This window comes from Pantoea dispersa, from assembly GCF_014155765.1.
Classification (GTDB): Bacteria; Pseudomonadota; Gammaproteobacteria; order Enterobacterales; family Enterobacteriaceae; genus Pantoea; species Pantoea dispersa.
Genome location: NZ_SCKT01000002.1, coordinates 524,825 through 539,830 on the forward strand (window position 1 = coordinate 524,825; position 15,006 = coordinate 539,830).

At 58.7% G+C, this 15,006-nt stretch carries 15 protein-coding genes; 10 read left to right on the forward strand and 5 right to left on the reverse strand.

Annotation, left to right across the window (positions count from 1 at the left end; all coding sequences use genetic code 11):
• Positions 1-72: 72 nt before the first annotated feature.
• Complete coding sequence (locus H7K56_RS09250) at positions 73-711, forward strand: TetR/AcrR family transcriptional regulator (protein WP_150360340.1); 639 nt, start codon at positions 73-75, stop codon at positions 709-711.
• Positions 712-846: 135 nt separating this feature from the next.
• A complete protein-coding gene (locus H7K56_RS09255) occupies positions 847-1,668 on the forward strand; it encodes a Cof-type HAD-IIB family hydrolase (protein WP_021508741.1) in 822 nt (273 codons plus the stop codon).
• An 86-nt stretch (positions 1,669-1,754) separates the two neighbouring features.
• On the opposite strand, the gene H7K56_RS09260 is transcribed toward H7K56_RS09255, so the two are convergent.
• Entirely contained in the window at positions 1,755-2,183 is a 429-nt protein-coding gene (locus H7K56_RS09260; RefSeq protein WP_058758678.1) for a winged helix-turn-helix transcriptional regulator, read from the reverse strand.
• Between the two features lie 108 nt (positions 2,184-2,291).
• Here H7K56_RS09260 and H7K56_RS09265 point away from each other — a divergent pair, with 108 nt between their 5' ends.
• On the forward strand, positions 2,292-3,341 hold the full coding sequence (locus H7K56_RS09265) for an NAD(P)-dependent alcohol dehydrogenase (RefSeq protein WP_150360159.1): 1,050 nt from the start codon (positions 2,292-2,294) through the stop codon (positions 3,339-3,341).
• Positions 3,342-3,398: 57 nt separating this feature from the next.
• Here the strand turns inward: H7K56_RS09265 and H7K56_RS09270 are convergent, their stop codons facing one another.
• Both H7K56_RS09270 and H7K56_RS09275 read right to left on the reverse strand, forming a co-directional pair.
• Positions 3,399-3,689 carry a type II toxin-antitoxin system RelE family toxin gene (locus tag H7K56_RS09270; RefSeq protein ID WP_088517503.1) on the reverse strand — a complete coding sequence of 97 codons (291 nt, stop codon included), beginning with the start codon at positions 3,687-3,689 and terminating at the stop codon, positions 3,399-3,401.
• The gene (locus H7K56_RS09275) at positions 3,679-3,933 is read right to left on the reverse strand and encodes a type II toxin-antitoxin system Phd/YefM family antitoxin (RefSeq protein ID WP_058758675.1); all 255 of its coding nucleotides are present in this window, start codon (positions 3,931-3,933) and stop codon (positions 3,679-3,681) included. Before H7K56_RS09275 ends, H7K56_RS09270 begins: the two co-directional genes overlap by 11 nt.
• A gap of 222 nt (positions 3,934-4,155) precedes the next feature.
• Between H7K56_RS09275 and H7K56_RS09280 the strand changes: the two genes are divergently transcribed.
• Positions 4,156-5,991, forward strand: coding sequence for a methyl-accepting chemotaxis protein (locus H7K56_RS09280; RefSeq protein WP_150360160.1), 1,836 nt, complete (start codon positions 4,156-4,158; stop codon positions 5,989-5,991).
• 174 nt (positions 5,992-6,165) lie between these two features.
• The gene (locus H7K56_RS09285; protein WP_021508737.1) at positions 6,166-7,242 is read left to right on the forward strand and encodes a diguanylate cyclase; all 1,077 of its coding nucleotides are present in this window, start codon (positions 6,166-6,168) and stop codon (positions 7,240-7,242) included.
• On the opposite strand, the gene H7K56_RS09290 is transcribed toward H7K56_RS09285, so the two are convergent.
• Both H7K56_RS09290 and H7K56_RS09295 read right to left on the reverse strand, forming a co-directional pair.
• Positions 7,243-7,704 (reverse strand): OsmC family protein, encoded by a 462-nt coding sequence (locus H7K56_RS09290; RefSeq protein ID WP_104093520.1) that lies wholly within the window; start codon positions 7,702-7,704, stop codon positions 7,243-7,245.
• Between the two features lie 128 nt (positions 7,705-7,832).
• Positions 7,833-8,603, reverse strand: coding sequence for a GntR family transcriptional regulator (locus tag H7K56_RS09295; RefSeq protein WP_021508734.1), 771 nt, complete (start codon positions 8,601-8,603; stop codon positions 7,833-7,835).
• A 79-nt stretch (positions 8,604-8,682) separates the two neighbouring features.
• On the opposite strand from H7K56_RS09295, the gene H7K56_RS09300 reads away from it, so the two are divergent.
• The 5 genes from H7K56_RS09300 to H7K56_RS09320 are packed head-to-tail and all read left to right on the forward strand — an operon-like array spanning position 8,683 to position 14,997.
• A complete protein-coding gene (locus H7K56_RS09300; protein WP_150360161.1) occupies positions 8,683-9,963 on the forward strand; it encodes a M20 family metallopeptidase in 1,281 nt (426 codons plus the stop codon).
• Positions 9,964-9,984: 21 nt separating this feature from the next.
• On the forward strand, positions 9,985-11,583 hold the full coding sequence (locus tag H7K56_RS09305) for an ABC transporter substrate-binding protein (protein WP_150360162.1): 1,599 nt from the start codon (positions 9,985-9,987) through the stop codon (positions 11,581-11,583).
• Positions 11,584-11,592: 9 nt separating this feature from the next.
• Positions 11,593-12,540 carry an ABC transporter permease gene (locus H7K56_RS09310; protein WP_021508731.1) on the forward strand — a complete coding sequence of 316 codons (948 nt, stop codon included), beginning with the start codon at positions 11,593-11,595 and terminating at the stop codon, positions 12,538-12,540.
• Complete coding sequence (locus tag H7K56_RS09315) at positions 12,533-13,363, forward strand: ABC transporter permease (protein ID WP_150360163.1); 831 nt, start codon at positions 12,533-12,535, stop codon at positions 13,361-13,363. The genes H7K56_RS09310 and H7K56_RS09315 overlap by 8 nt, the downstream gene beginning before the upstream one ends.
• The gene (locus H7K56_RS09320; RefSeq protein ID WP_150360164.1) at positions 13,360-14,997 is read left to right on the forward strand and encodes a dipeptide ABC transporter ATP-binding protein; all 1,638 of its coding nucleotides are present in this window, start codon (positions 13,360-13,362) and stop codon (positions 14,995-14,997) included. Before H7K56_RS09315 ends, H7K56_RS09320 begins: the two co-directional genes overlap by 4 nt.
• Positions 14,998-15,006: the final 9 nt, after the last annotated feature.

The window sequence follows — 15,006 nt, forward strand, 5'->3', positions numbered from 1 at the left end:
AGGTGGATTTTGCGTCAGGAACAGAATACGATGGATTACTCGCATTTCACTATTCGCGTTCAGGAGCAGACGATGGCCGCACAACGTAACGCTAAGATTTCTGAAAGAAAAAAGCCGCAGCAGGCGCGATCCAGTGAGCTGGTGGCAGCCATTTTGCAGGCGGCGACTCAGGTTCTGGAGCAGGAGGGCGCCACGCGCTTTACCACTGCCCGCGTGGCCGAACGGGCGGGCGTCAGTATTGGATCGCTGTACCAGTATTTTCCCAACAAGGCCGCTATCCTTTTCCGGCTGCAGAGCGAAGAGTGGCAGCGAACCGGCGATCTGCTGGGTTCGATTCTGCGCGACAGCGCATCTACGCCGCGTCAGCGCTTGCATCAGCTGACCTGGGCGTTCCTGCACTCGGAGTGTGAAGAGGCGGCGATGCGCACCGCACTGAATGATGCCGCGCCGCTTTACCGGGATGCGCCGGAAGTGCAGGCCGCGCGCGCCAATGGCGAAAATGTGATGTGCGAATTTCTGCAACAGCTGCTGCCGCAGCGGGACGCGGCTGAGGTGGCGCGGGCGGCGGATTTAATCAACAGTACGCTGGGTGACGTCGGCAAGCATTTTTCCGAATCGCCGCGCAGCGCAGCAGAAATTAAGGCTTACGCACGCGATATGGCAGACATGTTCTGTGCCTGGATCAGAGAAAAAGGGGCCGAATTGCAGTAAAAAATGGGCTGGAAATCTCTGAAAGCGGTTAACAAACTCATTATTCACATTCTCATTAATCCACACCGCGAGTAAGCTTGATAAAACCTTGGTAAAGCCGGATGGATTGACGGCACACAGAGACGGGAGAGCATGATGGCAGTAAAAATGATTGCGGTGGATATGGATGGGACATTTCTCGATGACAATAAGCAGTACAACGCGCAGCGTTTTGCGCGCCAGTACGCGCTGCTGAAGGAGAAAGGCATCCGTTTCGTGGTCGCCAGCGGCAATCAGTATTATCAGTTGCAGCACTATTTTCCCGCTATCAAAGATGAGATCGCCTTCGTGGCTGAAAACGGTGCCTGGGTGTCCGACAGCAACGAAGAAATTTTCTGCGGCGAGCTGGCGCCGGAGCGTGTTCATCAGGTGCTGGATATCCTCGCCAAAGAACCGGAGATCAGCACCGTGGTGTGCGGTCGCAACGGCGCCTATGTGCACAAGTCAATGCCGGATGAGGTGGTCGCCATGCTGGCCAATCACTATCGCCGGCTGGAGAAGCGCGACAGCCTGTACGATATCGACGATACCATTTTCAAGTTTTCGCTGAATCTGGCACACGAAGGTGTTGAGGCGCTGCTGGCGCGTCTGCATAGCGAACTGAACGCGATTGAAAACATCATGCATCCGGTCTCCAGCGGATTTGGATTTGTCGATTTAATCATTCCCGGCTGTCATAAGGCGCACGGCATCGCGCTGCTGCAGGAGAAGTGGGGCATTGATGATTGTGAAGTGCTGGCGATTGGCGACAGCGCCAACGACATCGAAATGCTGCGCCAGGCCTGTTATAGCTTTGCCATGGCCAACGCCGCTGCACCGGTGGCAGCCGTTGCGCGGTATCGGACGGAAAGTAATAACGACGAGGGCGCTCTCAACGTCATCGCCCGCCTGCTGGCACGCGAAACGCCGTTTGGTTAACGGTCACCGGATCGATCCACGAACCGCGGCGCTATTTAGTGTGTGATAAATCGCGCCGCGACGGACAGTATGCGACCCGCGCGTGGTTATTCACGGGCGGATGACGCTGCAGGGCGGGCGTTTTCCGCCGGCGTGCCGCCTGCCACGCGAAGGTTAGCTTCCATTTCATCCAGTGCCGCCTGGTTTTCTAATCCCCACTGATACATCTGCTCAATCGGCCGGGCGAAGGTCATGCCCAGCGCGGTCAGCCGGTAATCCACTTTCGGTGGAATGACTTCGTAAACCTGACGCGCAATTAAGCCGCGCTGCTCCAGCTCTTTGAGTGTCTGAAACAGCATTTTTTTCGAAATCCCCTGCAGGCTACGCTGCAGTTCACCGGTACGGGCGCGCTGTCCCGGCCAGTGATACAACGCGTGCAGCACCATTGTGCTCCACTTCACCGAAAACAGATCCATCAGACGGCGCGGTGGCGAATCCGCATAGAAAAACAGTTTGCCATCAACCCAGGCTGGCATCGCACTCTCCTTTATGGTCACCAAATGGTGACTACTACCAATTCTGCACCGCGTTGATTATAGTCTGCCGCCTTCATTCAGCCCACATCAGAATTTGAGGAAGGCATCATGAAAATTAACGCACTGGTGGCACAGGATGCAGCGCAACCGCTCGCTGCCGGCCAGATTACTTTGCGTCCGCTGCAGCAGCAGGACGTAAAAATTGAAATTCTTTACTGCGGCGTATGCCATTCCGATTTGCACATGGCGCGCAATGAGTGGGCGGTCAGTCGTTATCCGCTGGTGCCGGGCCACGAGATCGTTGGACGCGTGCTGGAGACCGGAACTCAGGTTACGCGCTTCAAAGCCGGTGATGTGGTCGGTGTGGGCGTGATGGTGGATTCCTGCCGTGCCTGCCACTTCTGCCAGCAGCAGGAAGAGCAGTACTGCGAAGCGGGCTTCACCGCCACTTACAACGGCATCGATAAATACACCGGCGACAGCACCTGGGGCGGCTACGCGCAGAATGTGGTGGTCGATCAGCATTTTGTCGTGTCGATCCCGCAAAATCTGGCGCTGGCGGGCGTGGCACCGCTGCTGTGTGCGGGCGTGACGGTGTGGTCACCGCTGCGCCATTTTGGCGTCAAAGCCGGCGATAACGTCGGGGTAGTGGGACTGGGTGGTTTGGGCCACATGGCGGTAAAACTGGCCAGCGCGCTGGGCGCTGAGGTTACCCTGTTTACTACCTCGCCGGAAAAAGGTGCTGACGCACGTCGTCTTGGTGCGACGCGCGTGGTGGTGTCGCGTGATGCCGCGCAGATGGCGGCATGCCAGACCTCGCTTGATTTCATCATTGACTGCGTGGCGGCACCGCACGATCTCGATCCTTACCTCGCGACGCTGAAGACCAATGGCCGTCTGGTGCTGGTCGGCATTCCTGACCAACCGCATCAGTCGCCGAACATCACGCCGCTGGTGTTTCGCCGCCTGAGCATCAGCGGTTCATCCATCGGTAGCATCAAAGAGACCCAGGAGATGCTGGATTTCTGCGGCGAGCATAACATTACGGCAGATATTGAGCTGATCGCCGGTGAAGAGATCGAAACGGCCTTCGCGCGTATGCTGAAAGGCGAGGTGAAGTACCGTTTCGTCATTGATATGCTGGCGACTCGCTGGTAATTGCCCGGCCATGGCTGGCGATTTCAGGCTGAAATCGCCGGCTTTGCTATCAACAGATTACTCAGGCAATCTGCATTCCGTATCCGCATAGACCTGACTGCCTTCGCGCTTACCCACACCTAATACCATGACAGTGATGGTTTCATCCTGCACAAGGTACACCAGGCGATAGCCTGAAGCTCGTAGCTTTATTTTGTACTGATCTTTTCGTCCGTGAAGTTGTGCTGAGGGGACACGGGGATTTTCCAGCCGTTGTGCCAGCTTTTTCTTAAACTGCTCACGCACCGGATGACCCAGTTTCTTCCACTCCTTTTCAGCGGAAGGAACGAACTTTAATTTATAAGTCATCCAGCGAAATCTCTTTCGCATCCGCTAATTCAGAAATGCGTTCATCAGCGATACGACCCAGTTCTGCATCTTCTGCTAATTCCATCAGATATTGGTAAACAGCCGGTGGAACGCAGTAAAAAGCGGGCTCGTTGCGGTTTAAGATAGCAATGGTTTCCCCTTCCGCTGAACGCACTGTTCCCATGGGATCACGCTTTAAATCGGTGATGCTGGCAGCGGTGTTTGACAGGATCTGAAATGGCATGGTGAGGTATCCGGTTAGATAATGAAAACAGGTGAAGTATATTAACACTTTATGGTGCTGATATTAGCGCTTTAAGAAGTGCTTTAAAAGAGTCTTTTGGCTAAATACTATACCGCTTTTATGACACAGCACATTTTCGCCCCGCGACAGTAAACAATTCCCGTTACGGTCCGATAACTCCTTCTGCAAACTCAACAAAAACAACAATGACAGGAGCGAGACATGGGACTGGTCTCCCGATTACGGAATGTGCGCATTACGCGCAAACTGGCGGCGGGCTTCGGCATCGTCCTGCTGCTGGTGGCGCTGGCCACAGCGCTCAGCGTGCAACGATTCAATCAGATTCACGACATCTATCAGAAAACCAATCTGATTTATGACATCAACATTGAAGTCTTTCAGGCCAAAATCAATCGTCTTAAATATCTATACGGCGAGGACAAAGCGGGCGACACCATGACGGATTACGTCACGCACGCTCAGCAACTGACGCAGCAGGCCCAGCAGTTGCCGTGGACGGCGGATGCCAGAGGGTTGCTCAACGATGTCGCCAGCCATCTTGCCCGTTTTCAGCACAGCATCACCGCCATGACCCAGGCAACCCGACAGCTCAACGATCTGCGCAGCCAGCTGGATGCGCTGAGCCAGCAGGACATGACGTCGCGCTATACCGCACTAATCCGGACCCCTGTCAGCACACCCGAACTCACCAACCAGATCTATCAGCTGCTGTTTGCCATCAGTAATGTGCGCGAAGAGGCCTGGGCGCTGCGCTTCAACGTCAGCGAGGCACTACGCAATAAACTGGAACATGATTTTCAGCGCGCCGGCCAGGATATGAACACGCTACTGACTCAGCTGCCAGCGGAGCAGCAGGGTGGATTTAACGCGCTATGGCAGGATACCGAACGTTTTAAAGATTTGAGCCTGCAGGCGGCAGCGATTTACGGCCAGCTGCGCGGCGCGGAAAACACCGTCAAAGTGGCGGGCGATAACAGCAGCGCGGCGATCAAACAGATCATCGCCCTGGTTAAGGCACGTAACGATGAACTGGCTAACGGGTCAGCGGCGCTCTCGCTGCTGATTGGCAGCCTGGCAATAGTGCTGGGCGTGCTGGTGGCCTGGACCATTATCCGGCAGATTACGCGCCCGGTGTTCCACAACCTAGCGCTGGCGGAACGCATTGCCAGCGGCGACCTCAGTTCGCAGTTTGTCACTAATCGCCAGGACGAGCTCGGCCAGCTCACCTCTGCCATGGGACGCATGAATGCGCGGCTGCGCGGCATGATTGGCGAGGTGCTGCACAGCGTCAGCAATGTGTCGCAGGCTGCCAGCACCATACACCAGGGTAACCTGGAGTTGTCGTCGCGCACCGCCCAGCAATCGGCTGCGGTGGTGGAAACCGCCGCCAGCATGGAGCAGCTCACCGCCACGGTGAAAAATAATGCCAGCAATGCACGTCTCGCCAGCCAGATCGCGGCGGAAGCGACGCATAACGCCAGTCAGGGCGGTATCGCGGTGCACAACGTCGTCAGCACCATGGGCGAGATCTCTGATAGTTCTAAGAAAATTGCCGAGATTACTGCGGTGATCAACAGCATCGCCTTCCAGACCAACATCCTGGCGCTCAACGCGGCGGTTGAAGCCGCCCGCGCCGGCGAGCAGGGGCGAGGCTTTGCCGTGGTCGCCAGCGAAGTGCGTAATCTGGCCCAGCGCAGTGCCGGAGCGGCGAAAGATATTGAACGACTGATTGGCGAATCGGTGGGACGAATCAGCAACGGCCATCAGCAGGTGGCGCGCGCGGGTGAAACGATGGAGCAGATTGTCAGTAGCATCGCACGCGTAAATGAAATCATTGCGGAGATCTCGGCTGCTTCTGATGAGCAGAGCCGCGGCATTGAGCAAATCGCGCGCGCGGTAGGTGAGCTGGACGGTACCACTCAGCAAAATGCGTCGCTGGTCACTGCGTCATCCCATTCCGCACAGGCGCTGGAAGAGCAGGCATTCATGCTGCAGCGGCTGGTCAGCCAGTTCCGTTTGCAAGGGGCAGTGAACTAAAAAACACGCGCAGCGGCAGCGAACTTTACCCGCTGGCCGCTGCTGCTATTGGCGGCAAAGCGCTTCTTATTTGCGTGCCGCCAATATGCAAGGTGAAAATTCTTAAAAAAAGTCGCCGCAGGGCGACTTTTTCCCGATACACTGCCATTTTTGTCGACCTGAATTTTCCCGAGAATGAATTACTACTCGCCTGATGAAAACCATTTGAAGCGCCGGTCAAAACGCTTCGTTCGTCGTATGTTCATCATGCGTCAGCTCGGCACGATCCTCTGTTTCTTTCCGATTCTCTCAGTGTTGCTGGAAATGCAGCGCGGACTGGCATTCAGCGCGCTGCTGTTTGTGAACGCCTTTTTCTGGCCATGGCTGGCGTATCAGCGTGCGCTTCGTGCCGAAGACTCAACCGGTACCGAACGCCAGAATCTGACACTGGATGCCGCTTTCGGCGGAATCTGGGTGGCGCTGATGGCGTTAAGCCCGATGCCCTCTTTTGTCATCATGGCGGTGCTGGCATCGGATCGCTATGCCGCTGGCGGCGGCGCGCAGCTGATTGCCGCCATACAGGCATTTTTGTGCGGGTTTATTATGGTGTGGCTGCTGGATGGCACCAGCGTACATCTGGCGTTCAGCACGCAAACCGTCTGGCTGACGCTGCCGCTGGCCACCTGTTACATGCTGGTACTCAGCGTGGCTTCCTACAATCTCACCTGGCATTTACGCACCCGCAACCGTGAACTGGAGCGCATCGCGCTGATGGATCCCGGCCTGAAAATCCCTAACCGGCGCCTGTTTGAGCGGCGGCTGGAGAGTGAGTTTCTCAGCACGCGGCGCGGCGATAGCAGCGGCTATCTGCTGTTGCTGGATGTCGATCACTTCAAAGTGGTCAATGATAGCTGGGGCCATGAGGCGGGCGATTTTCTGCTGGCCGAGATCTCGGCGCTGCTGCGCAACTATGTCGGGCTGCAGGACATTCCGGCGCGCTTTGGCGGCGATGAACTGGGCGTTATCGTGCATCAGGCCAGCGATGAATCGGTGGTGGAGCTGGCCGAAAGGCTAAAAGAGAAGATTGCCCAGCTGCGCTTACCGGCCTCGGCAGAGTTCCGCTGCTCGGTCAGTATCGGTATTGCGCCTGCGGTCAGCGCCGAATCGTTAAGCGACTGGCTGCGCCATGCGGATGAAGCGCTGTATGAAGTGAAGCGCGCCGGGCGCAACGGCGTGCGACTGTGGCAAACGCCGCTGGCCCGCGCATCATAATCAGAAAAACTCAGGATCGCAGTTTACCGGGAAATTCAGCGAGTTAGCGATGAAGCAGGCTTCGTGTGCCTGATGATGCAATGCCCGCGCGCGATCGGCATCCGCTGGGTCGCGCAGTTTGATGCGCGGCTTCAGCGTGATATCGGTAAAGCGTCCACGCGCCCCCTCGACCATATTCCCTTCGGCAGCATCTTCATACTCCTCCACCACAATGCCGGCATCGGCGCACAGGTGTAAATACCACAGCTTATGGCAGGCCGCCGCAGACGCCAGCAGCAATTCCTCAGGATTCCAGCGCGTTTTATCCCCACGAAATGCCGGATCGGCACTCAGCAAAATGGGCGGTTTACCGGGTGCCTGTAATTCGCTGTCACGATCGTAAGCGGTATAAGAAGCTGTGCCATCGCCGCGATTGCCGCTCCAGCGAAGGTGAATCTGGTAATGGTGCTGCCGTGCTGCCATGGGAAATGTCCTGTTCAGTGAGATCACCTTAGCGGTTGTTATTCACAACGTTCGCTGCGTTTTGGTTCAAATTAATCAGGTGCGCGTCGATGCGCATCTGAACACCTTACAGTAAAACGTCTGTGTAATCAGCGTATCTCATTGACATACATGAAATGTTCAGTGCTGAAACGGTGATGCGCAAGAATCACCGGCGTAGCGCTTTGATCAAATGAGACCTCATCGATCACCATCACCGCGTGCGGCAGAGCAAGTTCCAGCAGGCTGGCATCTTCTTCTGTAGCGAGCGTGGCGCTGATCTGCTCGCGTACAGCCGCAACACGCACATCGTACTGCTCAAACAGGTAACGATACAGCAACTGCGGTAGCTGTTCCGCCGGCGGAAAGTCGGGCAGACGCGCGGCGGGGAGCACCAGCGTTTCATGCATGGCCGCAATGCCCTTCACCCGGCGCAGGCGTTTCAGACGAATCACTGCGTCACCCGCTGCGATCTGCAGCTTATCGGCCTCGTCGGCGCTGGCGCGGCTGTGCTGATACTCCAGCAGTCGCGTTTCCGACTGCAGCAAACCGCCCGATTTGTCATGCAGACGAAAATAGTGAAAGAAATGGCTGAGGTTATGCAGCGGCGCCCAGCCGGTCACCACCGTGCCGGTTTTGCGCCGGCGCATCAGCATCCCTTCCGTCGTAAGCGCCGCCAGCGCTTTGCGCACCGTACCGACCGAGACACCGAACTTCGCCGCCAGACTGTTTTCACTGGGCAAAATGGTGCCTGCTGGCAGTTCGCCCTGCAGGATGGATTCACTGATATGGCGCTTCACTACTTCGTACAGCGGAGCGCCTTCGCCTTCGTTCAGGCGACTGAATTGAGGAACGTCGTGCGCGTCATAGTTTTTTTGCATGTTTCCGATTACCGATTGACCCCAGCTGTTCATTTGCATTATCTATAAACTATATAGAAATACAATAAGTGAACAGTTTATGCAGGAAAATTCATCACTACAGCGCGCTCTGACCCATATCGCCGACGATCAGGCGCAGATTCTTGATGATCTGCAACGCATGCTGGCGGTGGATACCTGCTTCCCGCCCGGACTGGGTTACGCAGCATTCGCCGACCTGCTGAGCACGATGCTGCAGCCGATGCATTTTGATTTGCAGCGCGTTTCGGTGCCCGACGCGCTGTGGCAGACGCCGGACGGCAGCGCGCAGGGCGAGCGGGTGAATCTGCTGGCGGCGCTGGATGCCGGCGCGGCTGAAAACTGCAATCTCTACTTTCACACCGATACGGTTCCGGCCGGCGATGGCTGGCGCTTTCCGCCGCTGGCGCTCAGCGTGGCGGAAAACAAGCTGTTTGGACGCGGCGCCGCGGATATGAAAGGCACCATCGTGGCCGCGCTGGCTGCGGTGCGGGCCGCGCAGCGCTATCAGCTCCGCCTGCGCTATAACCCGGTGTTTTTACTCTGTACCGATGAAGAGGGTGGCCTTTATCCCGGTATTCGTTATCTGGCGGAGCAGCAGTTATTCCACGGTCACCTGCTCAGCTTCAACGGCGGCGCGGTGCCGCGTATCTGGGCCGGCTGTTTTGGCAGTATCGATATCAAAATTATCGTCAGCGGCCGCTCGGCGCACTCCGGCGATCCGCTGCAGGGCATTAACGCTATTGAGGCCGCACTTCCGCTGATGAATGCGCTGTATCAGCTGAAAGGCGAGGTGGAACAGCGGGTTTCGGCAATGCCCGCGCCGCCGCACTATCAGGGCCGGCCGCTCACCGCCTTACTGACGCTGGCCGCCGCGCACGGTGGCAGTAAAGGCTCCACCATTCCGGAACGTTTCGAGCTGCTGGTTAATCGCCGCTATGCGCCGGAAGAGCCGTTTGCCGACGTGTGGCAGGAGCTGACGCAGTGCGTGGATAAGGCGATGCAGGGCAGCGCCGCCAGCGACGTCACGCTGCAGCTGATTGGCCATCTGGCGCCGGTCGCCGATCCCACCGGTCCGCACTGGCCGCGCTGGCAGGCGGCGCTCAGCCAGGGCTTCGGCTTCCCGCCAGCAGAATTCAAAGCCTGGGGATCCGCCACCAGCTCGGATATGGGCTGGGTACAGCAGGCCGGCATTCAGGAAATTCTGCTGGGCGGACTTGCCCGTCCCGATAACCGCATTCATGCCGCCGATGAATACACCACGATGGCAGATGTTATTGCACTTTCGCAGTCGATTCTGGCGTATCTCGCCAATGATTTTCAGCCAACCCAGGGTAATTAATAAACCAACGAGGAACAGAAGATGTGCGCCATGAAAGGGTTAAACCGCAGACAGTTTATCGCCAGTTCAACCGCCCTGACCGGAGCGGCGCTGCTGCCCTGGTCATTCAGTGCCTCGGCTGCCGCCGTTGCCAGCGCGACCCCGGGCGGCACGCCGCGTAAAGGTGGCGTATTGCGCATCAGCGTTGACCAGGCGGTCAGCGTGCTCAATCCCCATCAGGTGCGGGTTAATCCGGAATATCTGGTGGCAGAGCTGTTGTATAGCGGCTTAACCCGCCTGACGCAGGCGATGAAAGCGGAAGGCGATCTGGCGCAGTCCTGGCAGCCGAACGACGACTTAACCCAGTGGACCTTCACGCTGCGGCCCGATCTGCGCTTCAGCGACGGTTCGCCGCTCACCGCAGCGGACGTGGTCGCCAGCCTGCAGGCACTGCTGGACCCGAAAAACGCCTCACCGGCGCTGCACAACATCGGCCCGATTAAAACGGTAAGCGCCAAAGACAACAACACCATCCTGATTGAGACCGAGGCGCCTTATGCCGATCTGCCGGTGATGCTGGCCTATCCGGATGCCAAAATTATCCCGGCGCATATCGCGCAGGGGCAGTACGACAAGCTGAGTAGCGCCTCGCTGGGGGCCGGGCCGTTCCAGCTGGTGTCTTACGATCCGGAACGCAAAATCGTGGTGAAACGCAACCCGCACTATTACGACGCCACGCGGCCGTATCTGGATGGCGTGGAAGTGGTGGTGTATCCCGACGCTATCGCTGAAAGCTCCGCGCTGATCGCCGGCGATACCGATCTGATGCTGAGTGCGCAGTCGAGCGAGTTTGCCCGCTTAGCCAAATCGGCGGGCGTGCTGCCGCTGCGCGTGGCATCCGGTCAGTTTCTTAACGTCAACATGGGCTGCGATCAAAAGCCCTTTAATGATGTGCGCGTCCGCCAGGCGCTGGCGCTGTGCGTGGATCGTCAGGCATCGGTAGATTTTGTCGCAGACGGTCTGGGATCGCCGGGTAACGACACGCCAATCAACGCCGCTTATCCGTATTACGCGCAGCTGACGCAAAAAGCGCTGGACTACAGCAAAGCCAAAGCGCTGCTGGCGGAGGCCGGTTATCCGAATGGGCTGGATTTAACGCTTATCGCCTCAGACAAGCCGTCAACCCGCACCCAGCTAGGGATTGCCCTGCGGGAGATGGCGAAACCGGGCGGTTTCCGTATCAATGTGCAGACCATGGCGCACAGCACCTATCTCGATCAGGTGTGGAAGAAGGGCAATTTCTACGTCGGCTTTTACAACATGCAGCCGACGCCGGATGCGGTGTTTTCTCTGCTCTATACCTCAACAGCGGCGTGGAACGAAACGCGCTGGAACAATGCGGCTTTCGACGGTGCGGTGATGGCGGCGCGCGAAACCAATGACGAAACGCTGCGCACCCAGCTGTACGGCAAAGCCCAGCAGCTGATGCACGACGAGGTGCCCTCGTTAATCCCGACCTTCTTTGATTTGCTGGCTGCCAGTCGTGAGCACGTGGCGGGCTATCATCTGCATCCGCGCGGTGCGGTGTTCCGCCTCGATCATGTCTGGCTGACCGCTAACGCGCCAAAGTGCAGCCTGTAAGGAGCGACCGTGACAGCAAGTTACCTGCTTAAACGCCTGCTGCTGATGATTTACACGCTGCTGGTGGTGTCGCTGCTGGTGTTCGGCATCACTCAACTGCTGCCCGCCGATGCCGCGGTCACGCTACTGGGACAAAACGCCACGCCGGAAGCGCTGGCGGCGGTGCGGGCGCGGCTTGGGCTGGATGCGCCCGCCTGGCTGCAATACTGGCACTGGCTGACGCAGGCGCTGCAGGGCAACTTTGGCGTGTCGATGCGTAATGGCCTGGCGGTCGGGCCAACGCTGCTGACGGCGCTGTCGCGCTCGCTGCTGCTGGCGCTGTGCGCCCTGTTGCTGATGCTGGTGATCGCCATTCCGCTCGGCATCTGGGCGGCCGTGCGGCGCGGTAAGACCGCCGATGTGCTGGTCAGCGTGATCTCATATATGGGCATCTCGTTTCCGGAATTCGTCACCGCCACGCTGGTGCTGCTGCTGTTTGCCGATGTCTGGCAGATTCTGCCCGCCACCGGCTACGTGCCGCTCAGCGAAAATTTTATCAGCGGTATTCAGCACCTGATTCTGCCGTCGATCACCGTTGCGCTGATTCTGGTGGCACACGTTTCGCGCATGGTGCGCTCAGAAATGGTTGACGTGCTGCACACCGACTACGTTCGCGCCGCGTGGCTGAAAGGCCTGTCGCGCCGGCGCATCCTGTGGCGCCATGCACTGCGCAATGGCCTGTTGCCCACCATCACCATTGTGGCGCTCGACGTCGGCTATCTGCTGGGCGGGATTGTGGTGGTGGAGGAGATTTTTGCCATTCCCGGTATTGGCCGGGAGCTGATCGTCGCGGTACAGGCGCGCGATTTGCCCACCATTCAGGCCGGCGTGATGATCCTCGCGGCAACCTATGCCGTGGTGAATTTCCTCGCGGATTTGGCCTACGTGATGCTCGATAAGCGGATTTCCTATGCCTGAAATACTGAAACGATTACTGCGCTCGCCGCAGGGTGCGGCGGGTGTGCTGATATTGCTGCTGGCGCTGCTGATGGTGGCGGGCGGCGCGCACGTGGCACCGTTTGATCCGGAAGCGATCTCAATTCTGACGCGTTACCGCCCGCCCAGCGAAGAGCACTGGTTCGGCACCGATCAGCTGGGGCGCGACATTTTCAGCCGGGTGCTGGTCGGCGCGCGATCCACCATTTTGCTGTCGCTGCTGGCGACCGCGCTGGCGATGGTTATTGGCTCGGTGCTGGGCACCGCCAGCGCCTATCTGGGCGGCAAAGTGGATGAATTCCTGATGCGCACCATGGATGCGGTGATGGCGATTCCCAGCCTGCTGTTTGCGCTGCTGATTGTCAGCACCCTGGGGCAGAGCAGCATGAACGCCGTGCTGGCTATCACTATCGCCTTCGTGCCGGGCATGGTGCGCATTGCGCGCAGCGTGGCGCTGGCGGCGCGTCAGCAGGACTACATCAGCGCCGCCATCGCGCGCGGCGAAGCGGGTTACTACATCATTCTGCGCGAAATGCTGCCGAACATTCTCGCGCCGATCATCGTAGAAGCCACCATTCGCGTGGCATTCGCCATCATGCTGTTTGCCACGCTGAGCTTTCTCGGCCTCGGCGCGCAACCGCCCGAGCCGGAGTGGGGGCTGATGGTGTCCGAGGCGCGCAGCTATTTCTTTAAAGCACCGTGGATGATGATGATCCCCGGTCTGGCTATCGCGCTGGTGGCGATTGGCTTCAACCTGCTGGGCGATGGCCTGCGTGATGTGTTAAATCCAGGGAGCCACAAATGAAGAGTCCGCACAACCCGGTGCTGTCGGTGGACAATTACAGCCTCGATTATGCGTTAGCGCGCGGCCATTCGCTGCCGGTACTGCGCGATATCACCCTGCAGGTGATGCCGGGCGAAGTGCTGGGGCTGGTAGGGGAGTCCGGCTCCGGCAAGACCACCCTCGGCTGGGCGATCATGCGCTGGCTGGCCAGTAACGCACGCGAGCAGGCGGGTGATATCCGGCTGAACGGCGAAAGCCTGCTGCAGCTGCCAGCGAACCAACTGATGGCGCTGCGCGGTAAAAAGCTTGGCATGATTTTTCAGGATCCCAGCGCGTCGCTGAACCCGACGCTGACGCTGGGTGAACAGGTCACCGAAGTGCTGCGCCGTCATCGTGGGCTGTCAGCGCGCGAAGCGCAGCAGCTGGGGGAATCGCTGCTGCGCGATGTCGAGCTGAAGCACCCGGCACGCATGATGCAGCGCTATCCGCATCAGGTTTCCGGCGGTGAGAAGCAGCGCATCCTGATCGCTACCGCCTTCGCCTGCCAGCCGGACTGCCTGATTTTTGATGAGCCGACCACGGCGCTGGACGTCATCAGCTCGGCGCAAATCCTCGATCTTTACGAGCGACTGCGCGCCGAGACCGGCGTCGCATCGCTGTATATCTCACACGATCTGGCGCTGGTGGCGAAAGTGGCCGACCGCGTATGCGTGCTGGAGCAGGGCCGCATCGTGGAGCAGGCCGCGACGCGCACGCTGTTCAGCGCGCCCGCGCATGCGTATACGCGCAAACTGATTGCCGCGGTGCCGGATCCGCAGCATCGGCTGGTCGCGGATGCGGCCGGCAGTCAGCCGCTGCTCAGCCTGCAGGCGCTGACGATTAATTATGGCCAGCACGGCGTGCTCGATCGGCTGCTGAAACGGGAGGCGAACACGACGCGGGCCGCCAATGCGGTTTCGCTGACGGTGCATCAGGGCGAAATTCTCGGCGTGGTCGGCGAGTCCGGTTCGGGTAAATCTTCACTCGGTAAGGCGATAACCGGCCTGGTGCCGTTCACTGGCAGCATCGACTTCTGCGGCGCGACGTTATATGGCCGCGCGCAGATGGACCCGGCGTATCGCCGTCGCGTGCAGATGATTTTTCAGCATCCGGATGCGTCACTCAACCCGCGCATGACCGTCGGCGAAATCATCGCCCGTCCGCTGCGGCTGTATGGACTGCCACCAGGAGAAAGCGAGGCGCAGGCGGTGGCGCGTCTGCTGCAGGAAGTGCGGCTGCCCGCGGAATTTGCCAGCCGCTATCCGCACGCGCTGTCGGGTGGGCAAAAGCAGCGCGTAGCGATTGCGCGCGCCTTCGCTAACCCGCCGGACCTGGTGATTTGCGATGAAATCACGGCGGCGCTGGATGTGTCGGTGCAGGCCACCATTATTGAGCTGCTGCTGGAGCTGCGCCGTCGCTACGGCACGGCGTATCTGTTCATCACCCACGATCTCAATCTCATCCGCCAGATCGCTCATCGCGTGGCGGTGATGTATCGCGGCGATGTGGTGGAAGTGCTGCCCGGCGAGAATATGCGGGCGCAGGCACAGCATCCTTATACCCGTGCACTGCTTGATGCCGTGCACATCCCTGATCTGACCCAATCCGTGGCATAACGAGAAGCG